A 23,128-nucleotide genomic window follows, 5' to 3' on the forward strand; every position below is an offset into this window, starting at 1 on the left:
ATTTTCAACCTTTTTGCTGTATTGCAGTGGGTAAATCTAACTTAGCAAGTAACTGTGCTGTTTCAAATAAGGGTAAACCAACTACCGCACTATAACTGCCGCTAATATGAGTGACAAACTGCCCTGCAATACCTTGAATACCATATGAACCTGCTTTGTCTTGTGGTTCACCAGTATGCCAATAATTAATAATTTCATGCTCTGTTAACACTTTAAAGGTGACATTTGTTACAACCTCAATCACCTCGTGATATGTACCTTGCACGGCAGCTACTGCTGTTAGTACTTGATGTGTTTTACCTGACAGTAAACTCAACGTTTTAATGCTCTGCGTAAGGTTTTCAGGTTTACCTAAAATAGTATTTTGATACACAACGGCTGTATCAGAGCCTAAAACAATAAGCTTTTGAGGTTTATTTTGCGCGATGTGTTGAGCTTTTGCTAAAGCAAGCCGCTTAACGTACTGACTCGCTCCTTCAGACTCTTGCTGACTTTCGTCAATATTTGCACTTAAACATTCGAAGTCATAACCAAGTTGAGTCAGTAACTCTTTTCTCCTAGGTGATTGAGAAGCAAGAATAAGTTTATGGTTCATTTACTCAACCCTATTTACTTTATTTTAAAGTGACGACGAATTTTTCTTAATAATAAGAATGCCCAAGGCCACAGTATCACAGTCGTGATTACGGGATATAAATATTGCGGTACAAACACAGCGTCAGTTAAAAACCGCTGAAACCAAAAGACAAGTAAATGATAAAGCGCAGATAAAACACCTACGATAAGCGCCTGTTGCCAAACAGAAAAGTTACGTATTTTTTGAAAGTTACCTGCAATTATAAATACAGTTAGCGCCATTGCTGCAGCATGTACACCTAAAGTTGACCCTAATAAAATATCAATTAATAAACCAAATAACCATGCAGTGATCACATTAACCCTATTTGGTAATGCTAAACACCAGTATAGCACTACCACCAATACCCAGTCAGGACGAAATGCATCAACAGCAATTGGTAAAGGCATAATGGTTGCCATTAAAGCCACAATAAATGTTAATAATATTATAATACCGTTATGAGAAAACACTGTTATTGCTCCTGCTCATTATTATCTGGGCGAGAAGAAAACAGGCTACTTTTATGTTTAGGCCATAATAATAATAAATATCGCAAGCGATCTATTTCAGCAACAGGCTCACTTTGTACTTGTGCAAATGGACGTGATTCATCTTGTCGAACGACTGTTACTTTAGCGACAGGATACCCTTCTGGATATTTTCCGCCAAGGCCAGAGGTAACTAAGGTATCTCCTTGCTTAACATCTGTACTATGAGGTACAAAGTTATGCGTTAATCTGTCGAGGGTGCCTGTACCATTAGCCACTAAACGCACACCATTACGGCTAATTCTAACGGGTACTGCTTGAGTTACGTCTGTGATAAGTAAAACTCTACTCGTAATAGTGCCAACGTGTAATACCTGGCCAACAATACCTTTATCATCAATTAAAGCTTGGCCCTCAAACACACCGTCATTCGCCCCTCGGTTAATAACAACTTGATGGGAATATGGATCACTGTCAACCGAAAGTATTTCTGCCACCATCTTTTTTGAATCGGTTCGCACTGGCGAGGCTAGCAGGGAGCGTAATCGCTCATTCTCTTTTTTAAGAATATCAAGTTGCATTAATTGCTCGTTAAATAGCAACTCATTCATTTTATACTGTTGATTTTGATCGATTAATGCTTGACGTGTCCCTAAGTTCTCAACTGCCCAGTTAACGGCATTTTTGGGCGTAGATGCCAAATATTGCAATGGGCTTACTAAAGATTGGAGATAACCACGAACAACGTCAAAGCTACCCATTTTATGATCAAAAAAGATAAATGCAGATGACAGGATGAGCACCAAAATGAGTCTATGCTGAGGAGATGGGCCGTGTTTAAATATCGGATTCATTGATGCGCTAATTTCTCCGCTAGCAGCTAATTATGTTAAATAGGATTAAGCGATGGTACTACCATCGCTTAATAATAAGAGTGCTCAACCAGTGTAACTAACTTTAGTAAAAGTAGTCGCTTGATCCTCTTTATTCATAAGAGAATAAATCACCACCATGCATATCTATCATCTCTAAAGCTTTACCACCACCACGTGCAACACATGTTAATGGATCATCAGCTACAACTACTGGAATTCCCGTCTCTTCCATTAGTAAACGATCTAAGTCTTTTAATAACGCTCCGCCGCCAGTAAGCACCATGCCACGTTCAGAAATATCTGACGCTAATTCAGGCGGAGATTGTTCTAGCGCCACCATTATAGCACTTACAATGCCCGTTAACGGCTCTTGCAATGCTTCTAAAATTTCATTGCTGTTAAGCGTAAAACTACGCGGTACACCTTCTGCAAGATTACGGCCACGTACTTCAATTTCAACCAATTCTTCACCTGGATAGGCTGAGCCGATTTCATGCTTGATGCGCTCGGCTGTTGCTTCACCTATTAGACTACCAAAATTACGACGAACATAATTAATAATAGCATCATCAAATTTGTCACCGCCAATACGAACCGAAGATGAATACACTACGCCATTAAGTGAAATAATACCGACTTCTGTAGTACCACCACCAATATCAACCACCATAGAACCAGTTGCTTCAGATACCGGCATACCCGCTCCAATTGCAGCGGCCATAGGTTCATCAATTAAATATACTTCGCGCGCGCCAGCACCTAATGCAGACTCTCTAATCGCACGGCGTTCTACTTGAGTAGAGCCACAAGGTACACATACTAAGACTCGAGGGCTAGGACGTAGAAAGTTGTTGCTATGCACTTGCTTAATAAAATATTGCAGCATTTTTTCAGTCACAAAAAAGTTGGCAATAACACCATCTTTCATTGGACGAATAGCTTCAATATTACCAGGTGTTCGCCCAAGCATTTGTTTTGCAGCAGAACCCACTGCAGCCACACTTTTAGAGCCACCAGCACGATCTTGGCGAATAGCCACTACGGAAGGCTCGTCTAACACTATGCCTTGGTCTCGTACGTAAATAAGTGTATTTGCTGTTCCTAAATCAATTGATAAATCATTTGAGAACATGCCACGTAATTTTTTAAACATAAGGTTTAATTGTCCTTTGTGCGTAGACAAGGCAAGTCATTGCCTGAACATAATCATTATTTTTTCGAATGGGTTAATCATACCTTAGGTTTCACAAGATGTGATGCCTGTTTAGCGAAAAAAACGTAATAATTTGTATTTTTTTTGCAGAAAAGCATAAAAACGATTGATTTAGAACGTAACAACTCTGTATGTAAGCGCAACATTCAACAAAATCCTGCTAACCAAGCACCGACGAGTCAATTTCTAAACACGCAATAGCATAACATTCAAGAACAAAAGCGCTAAACTTATAGAGGTAACTTTTTTCACATTCACTCCACGGTAATACTAGGGTCTGTTGATCTTTCATTTTAGCCTCTGCTATAGACTATTTTTTAAGATAACAAGGCGAAAACGGTGCAATGTAGTCATTCTCGGCTTTGGCATCCTGCGTCGCTCTACCTTCTGCATCCGTGCAGTCGTACTTTAACCATTTTTAACGATGTTAGGTTGAAAAATAGTCATAGCCCTTTGGGTTGCCTTGAAAAAGCGTCACTCTTTGTTACTTAATGTGCATTTGGAACAACCAAACATTACATTAAGTGCCTCGACTGTCATCTTTTTCAAGTGCAACAGAGCTATAAACTGAAAGATCAACAGACCCTAATTGAAAAAAACATTTGTTTCTTCAGCGAGAATTAAAAGAGCTTAGAGGCAAGGCACTGATCACAGATAATGGTTATTCTCCGTAACTGCTCCTGCGTTACCCTACTATCCAACTCCCATGTTGGAGTTGGAACTTTATCAAAATCAGTAACGCTGCGTATAAGCTTTATTAATTCAGAGTGAAAAATATATAAACTTTCCAATAAAAAGCCCCACAAATGTGCTGTCTTTCCTACACAAATCCCTCGATAAAAATCGAGGGATTTTTTTATGAACTTATTGTACAGAACGTGATCTGATCCATTTATTCAGTGATGAGGTGGATTTCTATGTTTACAACAAGTTCAGAGCAATGGGCAGAAGAAACATTTTTACATGCAAAATTGGGCGATACCCGCAGAGCTAAACGACTTGTTGTGTTAGCCTCTAATCTTTCCAACAAGTTAGGGCAATCACTCGTGCAATCATCTACGTCCACAGCCGATATTGAAGCGGCCTATCGTTTTACTCGTAATAAAGCTATTGATGCTCAAGCTATAGCTGAGGCTGGCTTTAAGGCAACAGCAGCAAAAGTTAAAGATTATGATTGCCTACTTGCTTTAGAAGACACCACATCACTTGAATTTAAACATCAAACGATTCGCGATGAAATGGGGCATACCACTTCGAATAAGCGTTCGCGTGGCATGCATGCTCATTCCGTATTGCTATTTGCCCCTGAGCAGCAGCATGTTGTTGGTCTGATTGAGCAAAAACGATGGACACGAGACGTCAGTTTGTACGGCCAAAATAATCGCCATGCCAGCCGAGCGTACGAAGACAAAGAAAGCTATAAGTGGGAGCAAGCATCAGAAGCGATGACTCCCCGTCTAGGTTCAACAATGAATAAGGTAATTTCAGTGTGTGATAGAGAGTCAGATATTATTGAATACCTGACTTATAAAACAGCGAGGCAGCAACGTTTTGTCGTGCGCTCAATGCAGAGTCGTTGCATTGAACAAAGTGAAAATAAACTTTATCAATATAGTGAGTCGTTAAAATCAGCAGGTCAACGTATTGTTTCGGTGAGGCAAAAAGGCGGACGCAAAGCGCGGGAGGCTTCTTGTCAAATACGTTATGCCAAAGTTGATGTAAAAATGCCAGCGAATAAAAAAGGCGCTTCGGTATCTCTCTATTATGTGGGTTGTCAGGAAGAAAACAATGACCAAGGATTAAGTTGGCACCTGTTAACATCTGAGCCTGTGACGTGCAAAGAGGAAGCCGAAAAAGTATTGACCTACTATGAAAAACGCTGGTTAATTGAAGAGTTCCACAAAGCGTGGAAAAGCGGCGGTACTCAAGTAGAAGATTTACGTATGCAAAGTAAAGACAATTTAGAAAAGGTGATTGTGATATTAGCGTTTATTGCCGCACGCCTTCATCAACTTCGTTACCTTGGCCTTAATAAGAAAGAAGCAGAAAAGCATAGTTGTGAAACGGTTTTAAGTCCGTTAGCGTGGAAGTTGCTATGGACAAAACGAGAAAAATCAAAACCACCGACAACGGCACCAAGCCTTTATTGGGCTTACATTAACCTTGGGAAGTTAGCGGGTTGGCACGATTCAAAACGTAATGGCCGTGTCGGGTGGGAGCGATTATGGGAAGGATGGTTTAAATTGCAAACCATCCTTGAAGGCTATGAATTAGCCCAATCTCTTGATCTGAAAATGTGATCAAGAGACAGCACAAATGTGGGGCTTTATATTCATGAAACAAAAAAGTTATTTTACAGAATAAATTTTTGACGGACTGCTAAAGCAATTAAACAAAAGCCAAATATCATAATAGTAGTGGGCTCAGGAACAGATACACTACCACCACCGCCTTGCACGTTTGGTCTAACATAGAAAGTGTCAGCTTGCTCCATTAGCATATAAGCGAGAGAATTATTAACTGACACGAGTGGGTCGTTTTCTGCCCAAACACTACGTACTATTTCAGCCTCAACATCTTCGGTTGTGTCTACGTAACTGTAAAAGCTATTCCAATACTCAAACGCATGCACATAAAAGCTACCATTAGCGTTTGTACGCGTAAATAACTCAAAAACGTTATCTAACATATCTTCACGTATTGCCGCTTTTAGTAAATTTAGTTGCTCGTCAGAAGCGTAACTCCAACCAGTATGAATGTTTGGTGCATACAACGTATTGTTATTCCAAATTTCAACATTAACAGGTGAAGCCCAAGCCCATTGCAACTCACCAATAACAACATAGTTATCTTCGGTAAGATCTGAAGTGATCAATCCAGCTTGCGCTGAGCTTAAAAAAAACATTGAAGCGATAAATAGAAATTTATGAGCGAACTTAATCATTAAATTACCTCTACTAATGATAAATATTATACATAAACAATGCAATTGTTATACCATAAAAATAATAACTAACAATAACAACAAATTAGATAAAACTTTATAAACATAAAAATGATAAGTGTAAAAATTACTTACACATTTATAAGCTTCTTGCATCAACTGCAATTTTTCGTGAGGTTACAACCTCAGCAACACTACAGATACCTGTACTTTCCAACTGATAATAGCGTACACCATCGGTATGTATAAAGCTTTCACAGCTAAGTTCAGCCCTACAATTTTTCAGACCCTTGCCATCAACACCACTATTAGTAAAGTCTTTGGTACTAAAGGCTACAGGGCAATCCGTTGCTGAACTATTTAATGGAAAAACTTGCTGAAGTTGCCATTGCATTCCTGATTGAGCTGCTAGAAAAGCGCGAGTTCCGATAACTTCGTAAGCAACACTTTCAGCCTCTGTTGACAACATTCGCACTAATGCCGTACCTAATAAGGTCATAACAATAATGATAAATATTGCAATCACTAGGGCACTGCCTCGCTGCTTACGTTTATTTGCGTATGCTTGCAATTGTGTAGTTTTACTTAGACGGATTCGATTAAGGAACATTCGGCACCTGAATTTCGTTATTAAAACTCACTTTTTCGTTATTTTTGATAAAGTTCAATCGCACTAAAACATTACCTGAGCGCAATTGACTTGCCGCATTTACTTGAAAGCGACTTCCAACATCTAAAAATTTTGCCATAAGTACTGGCACCGTTATTGGTACACCATCTGCACGATAATTACTATAGCCGCTGTAACGATTAAGTAAGGTACCTTCAATACAGTAACTTACCGCTTTATCAATAAAAAAAGCTCTATCAGTCGGCGATGCTTCTGTGAACTGTATTGGCCCGTTTAAAACAATAGACCATTCATTTTGAGCAGGATCAAACGCAGGATTACTACTTGATATCGCACTTATTTTATTGCTTGGTGTATAAGCCTCATCGGAAGTTAATGGATAAATAATTAACTCTAGGGCGTTATTAAACTGACTGTCATCAAAACGAACTACTTTAATGGTTGATGATGCCGGTAAAGGTGCTAATGGTATTTCAGTGTATATCGCCGTAGATCTAATTGGCCTAAATTCAAGGCATTGATTAGTATTTCCAATTAAGCGAGGACTATTGGGTAGTGCATTACGCACTTCTCTATTTAACCGTTCAATGGCAAAACGAGCACTGGCAATTAATTGCCCCCTGTCATTAGTTTCTAAATAAATACGGCTACCAAACTGTAGAAAGCTACTGATACCGACTGCAAGTACGCCAAGAATGACCATTACAATGACCATTTCAATTAATGTGAAACCATTACCTACACGATATTTAGCCATTAAAAATTGGCCTTATAACTTGAAAAGTCTATCGCAAAGCCTGTGGGTGTTGTTACAGTTACTGTAATTAGTTTTGCAGTATAATTATTATTGCTGGGGCCACAAACGCCGTCATAATTGCTGTCGTTACATACCATTACTTTTAATGAGTAACCTAAATATAATGTTAAGCTATCGCCTTGTGAGTTTTTTATAAATACATCAGAAGCTGGACCTGAAAACCCAAAGCGAGTATTTTCGATATTCATACCATTATAGTCATCGACATCATCAAATAATGTTCGGTCGCCGCCCTCCTCATTACCCATAATGGTTGTACATTGCTCAATGGTTTCTAGTGTCCCATTACCATTAACATCTTCGTTACAACGGAAACGACCACCGCTACGACCTGAATTTTCATCAAAGGCGTGACCTGTAATTTCATTCAATAGTGATTGTCCCAGTTCAGCCGCTCTGATCTGATGAAGTTGGTCTGCACTTTGCTCAACTGTGGGGTAAATTAAGTTAGTAATAATTGAAAACGAGATGGATAAAACCACAATACCAACGATGGTCTCAATTAGCGTAAATCCTTTTGATAATTTCGGATACTTAAAGAGCATGAATGAAGCCCTCGTTTTCAATTTGAATTATTAAAGTTTGATCACCTGTAACTATAATTTGACAAGCGTTAGGGGAAAGACAATTAAGTTGAGTACCGTTAATATCGGTTACACGTCCCATTTGATTAAAGCCAAAAGTGCTTGCCAAGCCATTTACACTAAAGGTTACGTCATGGTTATTATCTATAGAAACACTGGTATGCTGGTTATATTCACTATTAGATTGGTCTGAAAGTTCAGTTAAATGGCAGTTAGACACTTGACTTGTATCTGTTTTTAGTAAGCCTAACTGAGATGAAGTAACGGAAACCTGATGGCAGAAATCACCACTCGTTTGCTGCATTGCGCGTAGTTGAATTGCACGCAATGTAGTGATTGCTTCATTGCGGTAGGTAAATTGCTCAAAGCCATTTGAAGAGAAAAATTTGGGCGCAACAGTAACCATCATAATACCTAAAATAATGATCACTATAATTAGCTCTATTAAGGTAAAGCCTTTGTGAAACTTAAGCAGAGGTTGAGATATTGATTTCATCTACCTCACTCCTATCAAATACCTATACGCATGGATTTACTACTATGGTAGGCCGTTGGCCAACTGAACTTGGCGATCTATAATAAACGATACAGTCATCTGTAATTGCCGTTGGTTCTACCTTATCCTTAAAGTAGATTATAAAAGTAGAAAAATTTGTACCCACCGCTTTTGTTTTATATTTTTGATCTATGCTAACTAAACGTTCAAACTCAGCCCATAAACCAACGGGGTAACCAAAACCTATTAATATCTCCCCATCATTATTTAATCCTTTATTATCACCAATATTAACGCTGGTATAAGGAGGACTAAATCGTTTTGCAACTTTATGATTACCTTTTATTACCGACTTACCATAAACTAATGCACTTGCCCCTTCCAACGACGCCTTAATTGCTTCTAATGTTGCGGTTTCAGCTTCCGGTTTTAAGTTAATAAATTTAGGTCCAGCGGTTACCGCTAGAATACCTAGAATAACAATAACTATTACCAACTCTATTAAAGTAAAACCATTATTTCTTATCATAATTTATTGCAATAAAATATTATAAAAATAAGGAGAGCGCTAGCTCTCCTTTTATTTAGAAATTCCATCTACTACTTAACAGCCTGAAGTAACTGAGCTAATAGCTGGTTTTGTATGTTTATCTGAACTTTCAGTATATAGCACATAACAATTAGTGGCGATTGCATTAGCATGAGTTAATGCGTTGCCATCTGAAGGAGTGATATACCAAGTAATTGTTGCATTCGATCCTGAAGTACCATTTGTAGTTGATAGAAAATCAGCGCCATCAATATCTAATAAAACCCCCCAATCAGTCACATTCGCTGGCCATCCATTAACCAAAGTAACATTGTCTGTAGTGCTTCCATTAATTCTTAATGCGCCTGTAGCACCTAGTTCATTTTGTACTAATGCTTTGGCGTGCACTAATGAGGTTGCCGTTTCAACCGAAGCCTCTACCGCTTGGATAGTTGCCCCTTTAGCATCTCCTGTTAAATCAATAAACTTTGGTGCAGCTGTTGCTGCTAAAATTCCTAAAATTACGATAACAATAACAAGCTCTATTAAGGTAAAACCTTTATTTTGTTGTAAACTCTTCATAAAACACCTACTTAAATTAGTTATTCATTTTAATGGTTAATATTATTAATTTATATTTACCAATTATTGCTTAATAGTAATTTCTACATTACTTGTCGCTGGAAAGTAAGTAAAGAAGTTACTTACTGTATTAATGTTAGTCGTAACAAATAAACCGTTACCATCTTTTGAAAGCGTTTCTTTCAAATGATATGAGCAGCTCGTTGTAGCAGCAGTACCGTTTAAGGTAACAAAATACTGCATACTTTTGTCATTATTTAATGTGGTAATATTGTCTGTTAATTTTGGTGGTTGTTGCAAAATACCATTCCAAATGTCAATACAGTTTTCAGCAGTAAAGCCACCACCTAGGCCTGCGCCTGTATTTCGTCCCAAGACTTGCGATACTACATAACCAGCACGAATACCTGCTGCTTTATTTTCAGTAGTTAATAGCAAGTCGGTACCGTCATAAGATACAACATTTTGACCTGTAGTATTGGTTGGTCGCCCTTCGGCCTCCCATTGCGCTCTAGCTAAAGAGATTGCTGTTGCATAACCGCCTGCCATTCCTTCAATATTAGCCTGCTTAGCTTGATCCGTTAAATCAATAAATTTAGGAATAGCCGTTACTGCTAGAAATCCCAAGATAACAACAACAATAACTAATTCGATTAAGGTAAAACCTGACTGTTTATTCATAACAACCTCTAATTTTCTAATTAAGTTAATTCTAACAACGTTTTAGACAATAAGTCACTTTTTTTGGTAGATAAAAGTCTCTTTTAACATCTTTTGTAAAAGTATAGCTATAATGTATTAATAATCAATACATTAGAAACCTTTCCCGTTTCTGGGCTATATTCAAAATATTCTCCGCTCACTAGGATATACCGACATATTCGCTGATATGCACCTTTATCTATATTTATTTGCAGTGCGGTAACAGGTTTATTCATAAATACTAAGGGGCTATCCATGACTTGCTCCCAAATTAACGTGCAATCTTTATTATTCGATAAACTGTCGACCCAACCGTTCTTGTTTACCGTTATTAAACGAGTAGTTTTTTGATTACCTTGTTCTTTCAATCTTACTACAGAAGGTTGCTTATCCATAAACCATTGCGCACGTATTGTGGTAACTTTCGTTGCAAAGCGACCAACAGCCCCTTCAAAAGCGACCTGCGTATATTGCTTTTCTTGTTTTAAAAAGTAATACAAAAAACCGGCCATTAATGATGCAACAAGCAAAACGATAATAATTTGTTCTGCTAATGTTTTTTCGCGTTTAACGATCACTGCATTTCGTGACATATTGTAATCTAACCCTCATCCATTAAATGAACATTAATAAATCATCAAATTAAGCGCGTGTTAACATTAAATGGCTAAAGTCTATTTGCCTTTAAATGCAGACATCATATCCCACATAGGGGTAAATATACCTAATGCTAAGATTAATACCATAGCAGCAACGATAGCAATTAATATCGGTTCTATACGTGCAGTTAATGTACTTAGTTCATACTCAACCTCTCGTTCATAATAGTCGCCAACTTCCTCTAATAGTTCATCAACCCGTCCAGTTTCTTCCCCAACCGCGATCATCTGTAATACTAAAGGGGTAAACATTGTACTGGCAACTGCTGCTCTTAATAAACTTTCACCGCTTTCAATTGCACTGCGCATCTTCAATATTTTCTTTTGCATATAAGTATTGTCTACAGCATCAGACACCAACGAAAGCCCGGTTGTCATTGGAACACCTGCTTTTAAAACAATAGCAAAGCTGTGTGAAAATCGTGACAATATGGAACGTTCAATTACTGAGCCCACTACTGGTAGCTTGGTTTTAAATCGGTCCCAAGTATGGCGACCTTTTGGTGTATTTACGTAATGACGAATACCAAAGTAGATCACCAACACTCCTACAAGCATGTAAGGCCAATAATCCAAAAAGAAGTTAGAGCTATTAATCAAAGCTTTTGTTGCCCAAGGCAAATCTGCGCCTAATTTTGAAAACATTTCAGCAAATGTTGGAATAACCCAAATATTTAAAATTACAATTGCTGCTGCAAGTGCGATTAACACAAATGATGGATAGCGCAGTGCTGTTTTAATACGTTTTTTAGTCTCTTGCTCTCGCTCAAAGTAGCTGGCAAGTTTTGAAAAAGCCTGATCAAGGTTACCAGTATTCTCGCCAACATGTATTAACGATACAAACAAAGGTGAAAATATTTTGGGGTGTCTGTGCAGCGCTGACGAAAGCTCATACCCCCCCTCCAGATGAGCAGATACTTCAATTAAAGCTTGTTTTAACTTTGGAGAGCTAGTCGATTCAGCCATACCATTAATTGCTCGTAAAATAGGTACACCCGATCGCACGAGAGCATACATCTGTCGACAGAAGACAATCAAATCATCTAACGCAATAACTTCCAAACCTAATAATTGCCCAATATCAATATTAGCTAAGTCACCAGCACTACCTTTGGCAGATTTCGCTTCAGTGATCGCTATTGGAATTATTCGTTGGCGTGAAAGCTGCTCCGCCACAGTATTGACATTAGCCGCTTCAACAACTCCCTTTACTTGAGCGCCACTGGCGTCTCGGCCAACATAGTTATAAGCTGCCATAACCTTTTTACCCTGCCACTTCAACAGTTTCCACTAGCCTTAATACTTCCTCTACGGTAGTAATACCCTGACAAGCATAATCAAATGCAGATAGTGCAAGTGGCTTAAACGTTGGATTAGCTTTAGACATTTCAGTAAAACTATCTGTGTCATTTCGTTTTAAAGCGGCCATCATAGGTTCATTCATTTCTAATAACTCAAACACCCCTATTCGACCTCTATACCCCGTATACTGACATGATTGACAGCCTTTACCCTGTTTAAATTGTGCGGAATTGGCACTATCATCACCGGTTAAGTTAGTAAGCCATAATAGCTCTTGGCTAGTCGGTTGATGCACGATACCACAATGCTCACAAATACGACGCACTAAACGCTGCGCAACAATCGCTCGTAATGAACTACCTACTAAAAAGCCAGCAGCCCCCATATCAATCAATCGTAACGCACTGGTAATTGCATCATTAGTATGAAGTGTAGATAACACTAAATGACCGGTTAATGCGCCTCGCAAACCAATTTCAACTGTTTCTTGGTCACGCATTTCGCCAACCATCAGAATATCAGGGTCTTGACGAAGTGCTGTTCGTAGTACACTTGAGAATGTTAAGTCTATCTTACTATTTACTTGTACCTGGTTGATCCGAGGTAAACGATATTCTACTGGATCTTCTACGGTAATTATTTTCTTAGTAGATTGGTTTAACTCACTTAATGCAGCATATAACGTTGTAGTTTTACCACTCCCCGTTGGCCCAGTTACTAATACCATACCATGAGGTCGAGTTATTTGATGACGTAATCTTGCAACTAAATCAGCCGGCATGCCTGTTTCATCAAGCGACAATAAACCTGCCGATTGATCAAGTAAACGCATAACCACAGACTCGCCGTATTGCACTGGCATTGTAGACATACGCACATCAATACTATGCCCTTTTATTTTTAAGTTAAAGCGACCATCTTGGGGTAAACGTTTTTCCGAAATATCTAAACCCGCCATTAACTTAAGGCGGAGTACCATTGCTGATGCAATTTTAGTTTCTTTTAATACGTTTTCCTGCAAGACACCGTCAATACGTTGCCTTATCCGTAGTTGCTTTTCATCTGGTTCAATATGTACATCTGATGCGCGCATTTGTACAGCATCTTCAAATACTGATTGCAATAACTTACCAACAGTTGCATCTCCGCCTTCATCAGCAAATGTACTTGATAAATCAAAGTCTGAACTTTGGTCATATTCTTCACCGAGCTGACTGGCGAAAGACTCAATATCAGCAGTTCGGCGATATAATCCATCGAATGCTTCATAAAGCTGAGATTCCATTACTACAGCAAGCTTAATACGCTTAGGTGCAAGCATTTGTTCGAGTTGATCCAAGCCACCTAAGTCAGCAGGGTCGCTCATGCCAATGAGCACTTCGTCACCTTGGTCTTCAATAATTAATGCGCGTAGTCTTCGTGCATGCACTTCTGGTAGTAACTTAGCAACTTCCGGTAATATGCGACGTTGGCTAATATCAAGAAAAGGAACGTCAAGTTGCTGTGCTAGAAATTCCAGTAGTTGTTTTTCACCAATAAACCCTAATTCAATTAAGGTATCACCTAGCTTTCGGCCTGATGTTTTCTGGCTGTTTAAAGCCTGCATCAATTGTTCATTAGTAATAATATGCTCATGTACTAATAAATCACCTAATCGCATTTTTAGCTTCGGTGCAGCCATGCCTATTCTCCTAACTCTATAATTCTATTCGCTGCAAATTGCGCAGTTTCGCTTGATAAATCAGCTTGTTTTAATGCGGTTTTATAACTTGTTATCGCCTGTTCAAAATAACTTTGACTATCTTGTGCAATTGCCAAGCCTAACCACCAACGACCAACGTTTGGTGATAATTCAGTTAAAATGTTATACGCTTTTTCTGCTGTAGCGAATAAGCTTAACTGCTGCGCTGTAGAAGCAAGTAACGACTGATACTCAACTGACCTAATATTATCTAGCACTTTTAAATCATTTAATGCTAATTGAGCTTGCCCTTGGCTTAAGTATATACGCGCTTTCATTAAACGAAACTCAGCATCTTGATTATCGAGTGCTAAACCTTGAGACAATAAATTTAATGCTGCTTGATAAAACTGCTTTCCAAACCAAAGCGCTGCTAATTGCTTGCGTGCAGATTTATGATAGGGCACCACTAAAAGCACCTCTTCGAATAATTGCTCCGCTTTGCTAATATCTTTATTGGCAATAGCTTGTTCAGCTTGTGCTATTTTTTTGCTCGCCAGCTGGTCGGGTGTTAATTGCTTACGTGAAATGGTCAGTGTAGGTTCACTTACTGGATCTACTTCAATAGTGCCTTTAAATTCTGTTGAAGCGACTTCCAACTCACTAATAGCTGAATCGTTTTCTTGTACCTGTACCGATTCACTCTTAGATTGTACTATTTCATTTTTTTCAGCTGTAATTTGAGATAGCGAATCAGTGGTTTGGTTATCCCCATTTTTTATTGTCATCAGACTTGAAGGAGATGCGTTTGGCGTAGAAATTTGCTTTTCGCTCTCAATATTACTAGTTGCTGCACTGGTGTTTATAGCGTTATTACTTTCCATCGAAATAGTATTGTATGGGTTAGCTGCAACAGATTGCTCTTCAGCTTTAGGGTTAATTTTTTGCCAAGCAATAATGCCAAGAGAAACGGTCAATAATAATAGTAGAATAACAATGATCCAACGTTGACTATGCCCTTGTTTGACAATTATTTGTGAATTAACACCTGAAGACTCAGCACTGTCATGCTGTCTTTTATCTAAGTCTTTTAGCATTTGATTAATCACACTCATGTTTGAACTCCAATAATCCATACAAATGCACAAAGTACAATCAATGAGATAACGCCTAATGTCATTGCTAAATGTTGATTTTTCAATTTATGCTCTGTTCCTTCGGTATCTTTCACTGCAGCAATTAAATGTTGTCGGGTTATTTTAAATTGCCCTTGCCCAAAGCTTAGCATCAACATTTTATGACATAAGATATTGACCAATCTTGGTATTCCATTACTAAAATACGCGATTTTTTTACATAATGAGTGATCAAATAATGCCGCGCCTTTATAACCTGCAACATGGAGCCGATGATGAATATAATTTTCAACCTCATTATCGCTCATCGGACGAAGTTGATATGAAAACGTTATACGCTGCTTTAATTGCCTAAATGCATTTTCAGCTAAACGTTGATCCAGCTCTGGCTGTGCAAATAAAACAACTTGTAATAACTTTCGCGTTTCGGTTTCAAGGTTGGTAAATAAACGCAAAGCTTCTAAGCTTTCAGCGGGTAAAGCTTGCGCTTCATCTAATATTAATACAACCGAGCGCCCTTCATTATGAAGCTCTAGTAGCCTTGATTGTATTCGTTGTGTCAATAACTGCACTGACATTCTCTGTGCTTGTTTAACCCCTAACTCTACTGCAACTGCACGCCTTAGCTCGTCTGGCTTTAAATAAGGATTAGGGATATAGGCAGTAACAAAATGTGCTGGAATTTCGTTTAATAATTTTCGGCAAAGTAATGTTTTCCCAGTTCCCACTTCACCTATTACTTTTATAAAGCCCTCACCGCTTTTTAATGCGGTGAGTAATACTGCAAATGCTTCATCATGGGGTACCAAGCCTAAATAAAAATTAGTGTTTGGTGTTAAGGTAAACGGCAATTCACGCAAACCAAAATGATAAAGGTACATGTTAAACTATCACAAATAAAAGCATTATCAGGTTAATCTTCACTCTCTTCGGGAAACCACTGTTTTAAAAGTGCTCGTGCATCTTGTAATTGGTTTTTCCATGTATCTTGCCCAATAACAATAGGCTTTAGCATGATAACCAATTCTTTTTTCTCAGTTCTTTTACTTTTACTTTTGAATAATTCCCCTAAAAGCGGGATATCGCCAAGTAAAGGTGTTTTAGACTCAGAATCGACCTTACGGGTTTCAATTAATCCTCCAATAACAACGATCTCTCCTGATTTAGCACGAATAATAGTATCAGATTCACGTACACTGCTTTGTGCAAGTGGTAAAATAATATCTTCATTACTCAACCGGATGGTCTTTGTTTGCTCCGCGGTTAAAGTAACTGACGGGTGAACATGTAAGATAACTTCACCATTAGCGTCAATTTGCGGAGTTACATCTAACGCAATACCTGAAAAGAAAGGAGTTAACTCTATTTGAGGTGTTGTTGTTGTGGCTGTACCCGTTGTAATTGTACTGGAAACTTCAGTAACGAAATATTCATCTTCTCCAACCTTAATTACCGCTTTTTGATTATTTGTAGCTGTAATTCTTGGACTTGATAATACCTGCACATTACCTTGCGTTTGTAATAGCTTAATCACACCGCTAAAATCTTTATTTAAAAAACTTAGTCCTGTAACGCCACCAATGGTTGATGAAATAACATTCCCTGCAACTGAGCCACTGGTTGAAAAGGTTAAGTCAGTACTGCCTGCATGGCCTAATACCTGGTCCCACTTAACACCTTGTTGATAATCGTCACTTAGGGTAACCTCCATTATTTTCGCTTCGATGATAACTTGTCGGCGTAAGTGATCTTGCGTTTGCGTAACAAAACGCTTTACCGCAGCGATTTCTTGCGGCAGTGCTCTTAGAGTTACCAAGCCTGCTTGAGGCGAAACAATTACCGAACGACCACCCTCAGTACCAACGAGTTCAGTTAATGTCTCTTCTAATTCTTGCCAAAAATCTGACTCATTTTCGGTATAAATATTAGTACCACTATTACCATTTTGCTGCTGTCCACCTTGGCTGCTTCCGCTATTTCGATTACTGTTGCTACCGTTATTACTTCCATTGTTATTACCGCTACCACCTGAATTGGGGTCATTTTCAGAAACCCCACCAGAGTTTATGCGTGTACTTGAGGTACCAAATCGCTTTAAAAACAAATAATTTAAAGCAATAGTTTCTGTGCGAATTCCAGCGGGATATATCTGAATTACACGACCACTTCGGCGAATTTCATAGCCATAAAGCTCTTCAATCACATCGAATGCTTCATTGAGCGTGACATCTTTTAAGCTTAGCGTGATCGAGCCACTTACCTCTGGATGAACAGCTACGCTGTAAGGGGAGTCTTCAACTAACGCCGCAAAAAACTGCTGGGCACCTACACCACTTGCTGCTATTTCTAACCGTTTTTCTGCTAACAAGCCTTGTTTAGCTTGTTGCATATTCTGCTGCATTAACTCTTGTTTAACTGAGTTAGGTAACTGACTAAGTGGCTTAGGTGAGTTTGACTTACTTGATTGTGCTATTGCTTGATCTAAAGCTTTGTTCACTTGAGTAGGGGCATCTGGCGTTGTTTGACACCCTATAATCAATAAAAGAAGAGATGTTAATGTGACACTTTTTTTCAATTTATTCATACCTAATTTACTTTTCATTGTGATTTAGCCACGATTGGGGAAAATAAAGACAACTCAAGATGTTTATCGGTTGAAGATAATACAACACTATTTTTGTTAATTTTCTTAAGTTGATACTGTTCAATTTTATCTCCTACCTTTAACAGCCTACCATTAATAACAACGGTTAACTGCTGTCCATTATTAATAATTGACTGTAACTCTATTGCTTGAGTAACTTTATTACTACTCGCCTGACTCTCGCCAAAAAGCGGACGTGTTGGATCAATTTCTTGCGCTACAGCATGGCTTAATGGCAAAAAAATTAAAACCGTAATGATACTTAGTAATTTATACACCAATAAACTCCCGCTTAGTGCTTAAACTATATAGCTCAACCTCTAGTACGCTTTGAGGGTATTCTTTCAACTTATAATCAAACTTATGCCAAAAAAATGTCCACTTCAATTGTTCTAGCATAGATAAATAGTCCCTTAGTTGGAAATAGCTTCCTGATAAGGTTAGCTTAATTCCATGTTTATACAAAGTGAGAGAAGGTATTTCATTGCTTGTTGCTTCATTATTATTGACAGCTTGAGCCGCTTCTGGGCCATTGGAATCGGTAGTATTGGAGTTAGGTACCAATGAAATGGGCTGAGCAGCTATCACATCGAATGTCAGCAATGACACCCCTTTTTGTAGTTTCAATAAATCTATTAACGCAAATCGCATTTGTATAGGATCAATTAAATCTGATGTTAAACTTAATAAAGCGACATCAACTTGCCCAAGCTTACTTTCATATTGGCTAATCTGTTCGGTCACTGTTTTATTGGGGTCTTCAGATAAAGCTTGTTGAAAAATATCAATTGTTTGCGCTTTTGCCCGCATATCTGCTTCTAGTTGTGCAATATCTTTAGTAAAAACATTACTACGTACGAGGTTTGCATCAACAAAAAGGCTGAATAAAATAAATGTTATGGCAATAGCGCCACTCATTAAAACAAGCATTTGCTCACGTGTTGTTATTGCTTGAAATTTTTCACTATAGCGCTGCCAAAACTCATTCATTAATTTGGCCCCTTTTCTGCATTATTAGCTGCCGAACTCACTACAAAGTTGGTTAACCCCTGCTTATTCTCAGATAAGCTAAAGTGAGTAAAGTGTTTACCTGATAAAAATGTTGAAGACTCAAAACCAGCCAACCACTGCGGTACCGCATCGGGTCTTTTAGCTAAACCTGAAAACGTTAATTGCCCTTTATTCATTATTACTTGCTCAAGACTAACGTGTTTATGATGTAACGAAGCAAGCTCAGTCATTGCAGCAGAGTAGCCTGCTGCTTGTGTCTGTGATTGGTCTGTCAACTGTTGGTGTAATGCTTTTTTATTAGCCAATACAACCTTTAACGTATCTAAGCGCTCTATTAACTCGGGATTTGCTCGGTTTTGGCTCACTTGCTGTTGAAGGCTATCAAGTAACTGTTGCTGCTCTACCTGCTTTTCACTTGCTTGACGATAATCTCTTGAAAGATTATCTACAGTCACTTGGCTATAAACTATCAAAAGCAGCATTAACACAAGTAACAGACACCATAAAGCGACAACACGAGATAATGTAATTAGCTGACGCTTAGGCAGTAATTCAGGTTGAAGTAAATTTATCGCTAATTTTGCCATAAGGTTATACTTCCTCCATATTTGTCAGAGCACAAGCACCAAAGCATGTACTTGCGCTGCGCGAGTTGGCAATAGCCTCTGGCAAAGTAAAGATATTAACGGGCACATGGGTGTTTTCTGCTAATTTACGCGCTAAAAAGGCTTCATTTTCAATTGGTACCAACACTTCAATAGAGCGTATTGGTGCTTGCTTTAATTGTCGCTCATAATAGTCGGTTGAGCGTTGTATCTCTAAACTTAACGCATCGATAACGCTCATTGATAACTCATCTTCAGATTTAGTAGCAATGCCAGCCATCCCTCTTAATCTGCGATAAAAGTATAGTTTACCCTGCTTTACAATTAATAATATAATCTCTTCATTAGGTTGCTGACATACTAATAAGCAAGCGTCGTCACTTTCAGGCACTAAACTTGTAAATGCAAACTCTTCAATAGTGATTGTCTGCACTGTAACGCCACTATCCATTAACTGCTCTACAAAAGGTGATAATTCACTTTTTGCTGCACACACCACATGAAGTTTCTCTATACCGCCTGAAGTAATGGGTGCATCAAAATAATCGAGTACCATATCATTAGGGTCGATTGAAACTAAATCTTTAATTTGCCATTTAAGCGCTTCTTTAAGCTCATTATTAGGAATGTTAGGTTTATCAATTTGAACAATTTGACTTTGCTGAGGCGAAAGCACTAAATGACATAAACCATTATGTGGTAACTCTTTTGCCATACTTTTGAGTGAAGCTAAGTAGTTTTTGTCTACCACCTCGAATTCTTTTAGGTCTACACTGCCTTGAGGATCCACGCTACAAAAAGCAATAGACTCTTGGCGAAAGCAAAGCCCAACTTGACTCTGGCGACCTGGTTTAGAAAACAATGAACGTATTCGCATATTTAGTTACATTTTAAGTATTATTGTTAGTTTAAAAAAATTTACCTTAATTTCATTATCCCTGATTAAGTGCCTTGCGCAAGTTTTTTCAGTACTATATCAGTAATAAAAAACCAATAAGCAAATAATATCGTTAACTTTTATGCAGAAACTTTCGCCACTACAGCCTATTACTCACCCTTTATTCGCGCATTATCAGGTAAAGGTTTCAATAAAAAGAGATGACCAAATCCACCCAATAATTTCCGGTAATAAGTGGCGTAAGCTTTATTACAATTTAGCACATGCTAAAACAAAGCAATTAAAAGGTATTGTTAGTTTTGGTGGTTGTTACTCAAATCATCTTCACGCACTTGCCTACGCTTGTCAACAGCAACAGCTCGAAGCTATAGCAATAGTAAGGGGTGAACATACCAGCCAGAATAACTATACCCTTACTTGGGCTAAACATTGGGGTATGAAGCTTAATTTTGTCGATAGAAAAACCTATAAACTACGCCAAAATCTTAATTATTTGGATGCGCTTCAACGTCAATATCCAGACCATCTAATTGTGCCTGAAGGAGGTAGTAATCAGTTGGCATTACAAGGTGTTGGCAGGGTGGTGGAAGAGCTTGAACAACAATGCACTTACAATAGTTTACTCGTGCCAGTAGGTAGTGGTGGTACACTTGCAGGTTTAATTAAACAAGATAACAACCGTCACGATATACTTGGAATTGCGGTATTAAAACAAAGTGACTACTTACTTAACGAAGTTAACACTTTACTAACTAATGAAAAAGCTTACCCACGTTGGCGTATAGAAAATAGCTATCATGGTGGAGGTTATGCCAAATTTACCGCTAAAGATGCTAATAAAATATTGGCATTTTCAAAAGAGACGGGAATACCATTTGAACCTATTTATTCAGGTAAAATGTTACTCGCCTTTTTAGACTTACTTACTAAAGGTTATTTTACAACGAATCAGCACATAGTGTTACTGCACACTGGCGGATTACAAGGACTTGCAGGCTTAATTGAACAAGGTAAGTTAAGTGCTAATGAGTGGGCCCTACCACCTGCTCCATTGGTTTGGTGAAAAAATGGCCTTGCCCGCCATTTACACCTAGCTTTAACAATATTTCCCACTCCTCTTCACATTCAACACCTAGTGCTAAGATACTAATACGTAATGGTGCACATATCGCTTTTAAGCTTTGAATTACAGTCTGGTTTTCTGGTTTTTCTTGTATATTTAGAACGATACTACGATGAAGTTTAATGGCAGAAATAGGGCATAGCTTTAAGTACTGAGAGCTTACAACAAATTGCCCTACTTTATCCGCAATTACTGTTATTCCTTTAGCGGTTAATTCTGATAAAACGGGAATTAATGCTGTGAGATTATTAACTAAATGGTACTCACTGATCTCCACAATAACTTTACCCGCAATACCTGCGTGCTGAGCTAAAACAACTTTAAATTTCTCCAAAAAATCAGGTGACAACAACGACTCTACTGATAAGTTTAAGCTATATTGTGACGGCATATTAGCATCAACTACTAGCTGGCAAACATTTTCAAAAACAAGTAAGTCTACTTGCTCAGTGAGTCCGCATTTGCGTACCATTGGCATAAACACTCTTGCACTTATCAATTGCCTTTCATTATCGCGAATTTTAGTTAACACCTCTTGATGTAATACCTGTCCTGTACCTTGCTCTATTACTGGTTGAAAAAAAATAGCTAAAGTATTTTTCGCGATTACCTTTGACAGTAAAGTTCGCCACTTTAATGATCCCTTAGCGTGTTCAACTTCACCTTTATCATACATAAACCATTGCGATGGGCCTTGTAATTGCGCTGAACGTAATGCCATATCCGCTTCAGCCATTACTTGATATGGTTTGGTCGCATATTTAAAAAAGCTAATACCAATATGTACAAACTCTTCTTTACTAATTCCTACAGGTAAAGGTACTGCCATTAAGTTGTTAACTAACCGAGTAGCTAGTTTCTCGGTTTCTTTTACATAGATATCAGGGATTAATAACGCTAATTCAAACTCATTACGCCTAGCAATAAAATAGACGGGTAGATGATTTAGCCTATGTTTTATCGTAGTTATTAAAGTATTAAACAGAGTCAACGCGCTAGACGAACCATATAAGCTTTGTATCGTTTCACACTCAGTAAAGTGAAAGAAAAGTACCGCACCATGCGAGTCTTCTTCTTTCAATAATGCCTCTAAACGACTATTGAAAAACTCTCTATTTCCAATACCAGTATCATTATCTAATAGTGCCTTTTCCCTGAGCAACATATCAAACGAGCTGTTACCATTTGATTGAGTAAGCAGTTGATGTTGAAGCTTAGCTATTGTATTTCCAACAGGTGTGTTAATTTTAATTGGAGAGATGGCGCTTTCATCATAGTTATTATCTGCCCATTGCTCTAATGCCTGCATAGGCGCAAAACTATTATTAATTAGTGTTATTATTTTTGCCTTTAATCTGGCGATATAAACGAATAATATTATTGCCGGAACCAAAATAACCAGAAGGATAGTGATACTTATAGCATGCAGTAGGTTGGCCATTAACAAGAATAGCAATAACGTAACAATTAATAGCTGAACAGTAGTAAAGCCAGTATTAATTATTTTTATCAGTGCTTTGCTATTACTTACCATAACCCTAACTTTTCCAGAAAATGCCGGTAAAATTAAAGTGTAAACCCTTATTCAG

26 protein-coding genes are annotated in these 23,128 nt (G+C 38.2%); 2 read left to right on the forward strand and 24 right to left on the reverse strand.

What is annotated here, in order from left to right; all coding sequences use genetic code 11:
- Nucleotides 1–4: 4 nt before the first annotated feature.
- From QUD79_RS14805 to QUD79_RS14825, 5 genes are all read right to left on the reverse strand, one after another.
- Nucleotides 5–595, reverse strand: coding sequence for a Maf family protein (locus QUD79_RS14805; RefSeq protein ID WP_184424659.1), 591 nt, complete (start codon nucleotides 593–595; stop codon nucleotides 5–7).
- A 14-nt stretch (nucleotides 596–609) separates the two neighbouring features.
- Nucleotides 610–1,089, reverse strand: a complete 480-nt coding sequence (gene mreD / locus QUD79_RS14810) for a rod shape-determining protein MreD (protein WP_184424660.1) — start codon at nucleotides 1,087–1,089, stop codon at nucleotides 610–612.
- A gap of 2 nt (nucleotides 1,090–1,091) precedes the next feature.
- A complete protein-coding gene (gene mreC, locus QUD79_RS14815) occupies nucleotides 1,092–1,961 on the reverse strand; it encodes a rod shape-determining protein MreC (RefSeq protein WP_184424661.1) in 870 nt (289 codons plus the stop codon).
- A gap of 130 nt (nucleotides 1,962–2,091) precedes the next feature.
- On the reverse strand, nucleotides 2,092–3,135 hold the full coding sequence (locus tag QUD79_RS14820) for a rod shape-determining protein (protein WP_184424662.1): 1,044 nt from the start codon (nucleotides 3,133–3,135) through the stop codon (nucleotides 2,092–2,094).
- A 220-nt stretch (nucleotides 3,136–3,355) separates the two neighbouring features.
- Nucleotides 3,356–3,487: a hypothetical protein gene (locus tag QUD79_RS14825; RefSeq protein ID WP_281401845.1), complete on the reverse strand. Its 132-nt coding sequence runs from the start codon at nucleotides 3,485–3,487 to the stop codon at nucleotides 3,356–3,358.
- 625 nt (nucleotides 3,488–4,112) lie between these two features.
- On the opposite strand from QUD79_RS14825, the gene QUD79_RS14830 reads away from it, so the two are divergent.
- Nucleotides 4,113–5,495, forward strand: coding sequence for an IS4 family transposase (locus QUD79_RS14830; RefSeq protein ID WP_286288804.1), 1,383 nt, complete (start codon nucleotides 4,113–4,115; stop codon nucleotides 5,493–5,495).
- A 53-nt stretch (nucleotides 5,496–5,548) separates the two neighbouring features.
- On the opposite strand, the gene QUD79_RS14835 is transcribed toward QUD79_RS14830, so the two are convergent.
- The 18 genes from QUD79_RS14835 to QUD79_RS14920 form a co-directional block, all read right to left on the reverse strand.
- Entirely contained in the window at nucleotides 5,549–6,139 is a 591-nt protein-coding gene (locus QUD79_RS14835; protein ID WP_184425865.1) for a PEP-CTERM sorting domain-containing protein, read from the reverse strand.
- Nucleotides 6,140–6,278: 139 nt separating this feature from the next.
- Nucleotides 6,279–6,749, reverse strand: a complete 471-nt coding sequence (locus tag QUD79_RS14840; protein ID WP_184425867.1) for a pilus assembly PilX N-terminal domain-containing protein — start codon at nucleotides 6,747–6,749, stop codon at nucleotides 6,279–6,281.
- On the reverse strand, nucleotides 6,739–7,527 hold the full coding sequence (locus QUD79_RS14845; RefSeq protein WP_184425869.1) for a PilW family protein: 789 nt from the start codon (nucleotides 7,525–7,527) through the stop codon (nucleotides 6,739–6,741). The genes QUD79_RS14840 and QUD79_RS14845 overlap by 11 nt, the downstream gene beginning before the upstream one ends.
- Nucleotides 7,527–8,132: a type IV pilus modification PilV family protein gene (locus QUD79_RS14850; RefSeq protein WP_184425871.1), complete on the reverse strand. Its 606-nt coding sequence runs from the start codon at nucleotides 8,130–8,132 to the stop codon at nucleotides 7,527–7,529. The genes QUD79_RS14845 and QUD79_RS14850 overlap by 1 nt, the downstream gene beginning before the upstream one ends.
- Nucleotides 8,122–8,667 carry a prepilin-type N-terminal cleavage/methylation domain-containing protein gene (locus QUD79_RS14855; RefSeq protein WP_184425873.1) on the reverse strand — a complete coding sequence of 182 codons (546 nt, stop codon included), beginning with the start codon at nucleotides 8,665–8,667 and terminating at the stop codon, nucleotides 8,122–8,124. The genes QUD79_RS14850 and QUD79_RS14855 overlap by 11 nt, the downstream gene beginning before the upstream one ends.
- Before the next feature lie 22 nt (nucleotides 8,668–8,689).
- Nucleotides 8,690–9,196, reverse strand: a complete 507-nt coding sequence (locus QUD79_RS14860; protein WP_221435257.1) for a type II secretion system protein — start codon at nucleotides 9,194–9,196, stop codon at nucleotides 8,690–8,692.
- Between the two features lie 75 nt (nucleotides 9,197–9,271).
- Nucleotides 9,272–9,778 carry a prepilin-type N-terminal cleavage/methylation domain-containing protein gene (locus QUD79_RS14865; RefSeq protein WP_184425874.1) on the reverse strand — a complete coding sequence of 169 codons (507 nt, stop codon included), beginning with the start codon at nucleotides 9,776–9,778 and terminating at the stop codon, nucleotides 9,272–9,274.
- Nucleotides 9,779–9,841: 63 nt separating this feature from the next.
- Entirely contained in the window at nucleotides 9,842–10,459 is a 618-nt protein-coding gene (locus QUD79_RS14870) for a type II secretion system protein (protein ID WP_184425876.1), read from the reverse strand.
- A 107-nt stretch (nucleotides 10,460–10,566) separates the two neighbouring features.
- Complete coding sequence (locus tag QUD79_RS14875) at nucleotides 10,567–11,073, reverse strand: hypothetical protein (protein WP_184425878.1); 507 nt, start codon at nucleotides 11,071–11,073, stop codon at nucleotides 10,567–10,569.
- Between the two features lie 81 nt (nucleotides 11,074–11,154).
- On the reverse strand, nucleotides 11,155–12,396 hold the full coding sequence (locus QUD79_RS14880; protein ID WP_184425880.1) for a type II secretion system F family protein: 1,242 nt from the start codon (nucleotides 12,394–12,396) through the stop codon (nucleotides 11,155–11,157).
- A gap of 7 nt (nucleotides 12,397–12,403) precedes the next feature.
- On the reverse strand, nucleotides 12,404–14,122 hold the full coding sequence (locus QUD79_RS14885; protein ID WP_184425882.1) for a GspE/PulE family protein: 1,719 nt from the start codon (nucleotides 14,120–14,122) through the stop codon (nucleotides 12,404–12,406).
- 2 nt (nucleotides 14,123–14,124) lie between these two features.
- Nucleotides 14,125–15,237, reverse strand: coding sequence for a tetratricopeptide repeat protein (locus tag QUD79_RS14890; RefSeq protein ID WP_184425884.1), 1,113 nt, complete (start codon nucleotides 15,235–15,237; stop codon nucleotides 14,125–14,127).
- Nucleotides 15,234–16,139 (reverse strand): ExeA family protein, encoded by a 906-nt coding sequence (locus QUD79_RS14895; RefSeq protein ID WP_184425886.1) that lies wholly within the window; start codon nucleotides 16,137–16,139, stop codon nucleotides 15,234–15,236. Before QUD79_RS14895 ends, QUD79_RS14890 begins: the two co-directional genes overlap by 4 nt.
- Before the next feature lie 32 nt (nucleotides 16,140–16,171).
- Nucleotides 16,172–17,860, reverse strand: a complete 1,689-nt coding sequence (gene mshL, locus QUD79_RS14900) for a pilus (MSHA type) biogenesis protein MshL (RefSeq protein ID WP_246455018.1) — start codon at nucleotides 17,858–17,860, stop codon at nucleotides 16,172–16,174.
- Nucleotides 17,857–18,180, reverse strand: coding sequence for a hypothetical protein (locus tag QUD79_RS14905; protein ID WP_184425888.1), 324 nt, complete (start codon nucleotides 18,178–18,180; stop codon nucleotides 17,857–17,859). The genes mshL and QUD79_RS14905 overlap by 4 nt, the downstream gene beginning before the upstream one ends.
- Nucleotides 18,173–18,892 (reverse strand): hypothetical protein, encoded by a 720-nt coding sequence (locus QUD79_RS14910; protein ID WP_184425890.1) that lies wholly within the window; start codon nucleotides 18,890–18,892, stop codon nucleotides 18,173–18,175. The genes QUD79_RS14905 and QUD79_RS14910 overlap by 8 nt, the downstream gene beginning before the upstream one ends.
- A complete protein-coding gene (locus QUD79_RS14915; RefSeq protein ID WP_184425892.1) occupies nucleotides 18,892–19,500 on the reverse strand; it encodes a PilN domain-containing protein in 609 nt (202 codons plus the stop codon). The genes QUD79_RS14910 and QUD79_RS14915 overlap by 1 nt, the downstream gene beginning before the upstream one ends.
- A 4-nt stretch (nucleotides 19,501–19,504) precedes the next feature.
- Nucleotides 19,505–20,395 carry an MSHA biogenesis protein MshI gene (locus tag QUD79_RS14920; RefSeq protein WP_184425894.1) on the reverse strand — a complete coding sequence of 297 codons (891 nt, stop codon included), beginning with the start codon at nucleotides 20,393–20,395 and terminating at the stop codon, nucleotides 19,505–19,507.
- Between the two features lie 142 nt (nucleotides 20,396–20,537).
- Here QUD79_RS14920 and QUD79_RS14925 point away from each other — a divergent pair, with 142 nt between their 5' ends.
- Nucleotides 20,538–21,479, forward strand: coding sequence for a 1-aminocyclopropane-1-carboxylate deaminase/D-cysteine desulfhydrase (locus tag QUD79_RS14925; RefSeq protein ID WP_184425896.1), 942 nt, complete (start codon nucleotides 20,538–20,540; stop codon nucleotides 21,477–21,479).
- Here QUD79_RS14925 and QUD79_RS14930 read toward each other — a convergent pair.
- Entirely contained in the window at nucleotides 21,439–23,073 is a 1,635-nt protein-coding gene (locus QUD79_RS14930; protein ID WP_184425898.1) for an EAL domain-containing protein, read from the reverse strand. The genes QUD79_RS14925 and QUD79_RS14930 overlap by 41 nt on opposite strands.
- Nucleotides 23,074–23,128 lie beyond the last annotated feature (55 nt).

Source organism: Thalassotalea piscium (assembly GCF_030295935.1).
GTDB classification, from domain to species: Bacteria; Pseudomonadota; Gammaproteobacteria; order Enterobacterales; family Alteromonadaceae; genus Thalassotalea_B; species Thalassotalea_B piscium.

Coding starts and splice junctions, on each gene's coding strand:
- QUD79_RS14825 (WP_281401845.1), bottom strand. CDS start 3,487: ATGAAAGATCAACAGACCCTAGTATTACCGTGGAGTGAATGTGAAAAA.
- QUD79_RS14835 (WP_184425865.1), bottom strand. CDS start 6,139: ATGATTAAGTTCGCTCATAAATTTCTATTTATCGCTTCAATGTTTTTT.
- QUD79_RS14845 (WP_184425869.1), bottom strand. CDS start 7,527: ATGGCTAAATATCGTGTAGGTAATGGTTTCACATTAATTGAAATGGTC.
- QUD79_RS14805 (WP_184424659.1), bottom strand. CDS start 595: ATGAACCATAAACTTATTCTTGCTTCTCAATCACCTAGGAGAAAAGAG.
- mshL (WP_246455018.1), bottom strand. CDS start 17,860: ATGAAAAGTAAATTAGGTATGAATAAATTGAAAAAAAGTGTCACATTA.
- QUD79_RS14830 (WP_286288804.1), top strand. CDS start 4,113: ATGTTTACAACAAGTTCAGAGCAATGGGCAGAAGAAACATTTTTACAT.
- QUD79_RS14885 (WP_184425882.1), bottom strand. CDS start 14,122: ATGGCTGCACCGAAGCTAAAAATGCGATTAGGTGATTTATTAGTACAT.
- QUD79_RS14895 (WP_184425886.1), bottom strand. CDS start 16,139: ATGTACCTTTATCATTTTGGTTTGCGTGAATTGCCGTTTACCTTAACA.
- QUD79_RS14915 (WP_184425892.1), bottom strand. CDS start 19,500: ATGGCAAAATTAGCGATAAATTTACTTCAACCTGAATTACTGCCTAAG.
- QUD79_RS14930 (WP_184425898.1), bottom strand. CDS start 23,073: ATGGTAAGTAATAGCAAAGCACTGATAAAAATAATTAATACTGGCTTT.
- QUD79_RS14925 (WP_184425896.1), top strand. CDS start 20,538: ATGCAGAAACTTTCGCCACTACAGCCTATTACTCACCCTTTATTCGCG.
- QUD79_RS14875 (WP_184425878.1), bottom strand. CDS start 11,073: ATGTCACGAAATGCAGTGATCGTTAAACGCGAAAAAACATTAGCAGAA.
- QUD79_RS14910 (WP_184425890.1), bottom strand. CDS start 18,892: ATGAATGAGTTTTGGCAGCGCTATAGTGAAAAATTTCAAGCAATAACA.
- QUD79_RS14850 (WP_184425871.1), bottom strand. CDS start 8,132: ATGCTCTTTAAGTATCCGAAATTATCAAAAGGATTTACGCTAATTGAG.
- QUD79_RS14855 (WP_184425873.1), bottom strand. CDS start 8,667: ATGAAATCAATATCTCAACCTCTGCTTAAGTTTCACAAAGGCTTTACC.
- QUD79_RS14820 (WP_184424662.1), bottom strand. CDS start 3,135: ATGTTTAAAAAATTACGTGGCATGTTCTCAAATGATTTATCAATTGAT.
- QUD79_RS14865 (WP_184425874.1), bottom strand. CDS start 9,778: ATGAAGAGTTTACAACAAAATAAAGGTTTTACCTTAATAGAGCTTGTT.
- QUD79_RS14870 (WP_184425876.1), bottom strand. CDS start 10,459: ATGAATAAACAGTCAGGTTTTACCTTAATCGAATTAGTTATTGTTGTT.
- QUD79_RS14920 (WP_184425894.1), bottom strand. CDS start 20,395: ATGCGAATACGTTCATTGTTTTCTAAACCAGGTCGCCAGAGTCAAGTT.
- QUD79_RS14840 (WP_184425867.1), bottom strand. CDS start 6,749: ATGTTCCTTAATCGAATCCGTCTAAGTAAAACTACACAATTGCAAGCA.
- QUD79_RS14890 (WP_184425884.1), bottom strand. CDS start 15,237: ATGAGTGTGATTAATCAAATGCTAAAAGACTTAGATAAAAGACAGCAT.
- QUD79_RS14860 (WP_221435257.1), bottom strand. CDS start 9,196: ATGATAAGAAATAATGGTTTTACTTTAATAGAGTTGGTAATAGTTATT.
- QUD79_RS14880 (WP_184425880.1), bottom strand. CDS start 12,396: ATGGCAGCTTATAACTATGTTGGCCGAGACGCCAGTGGCGCTCAAGTA.
- mreC (WP_184424661.1), bottom strand. CDS start 1,961: ATGAATCCGATATTTAAACACGGCCCATCTCCTCAGCATAGACTCATT.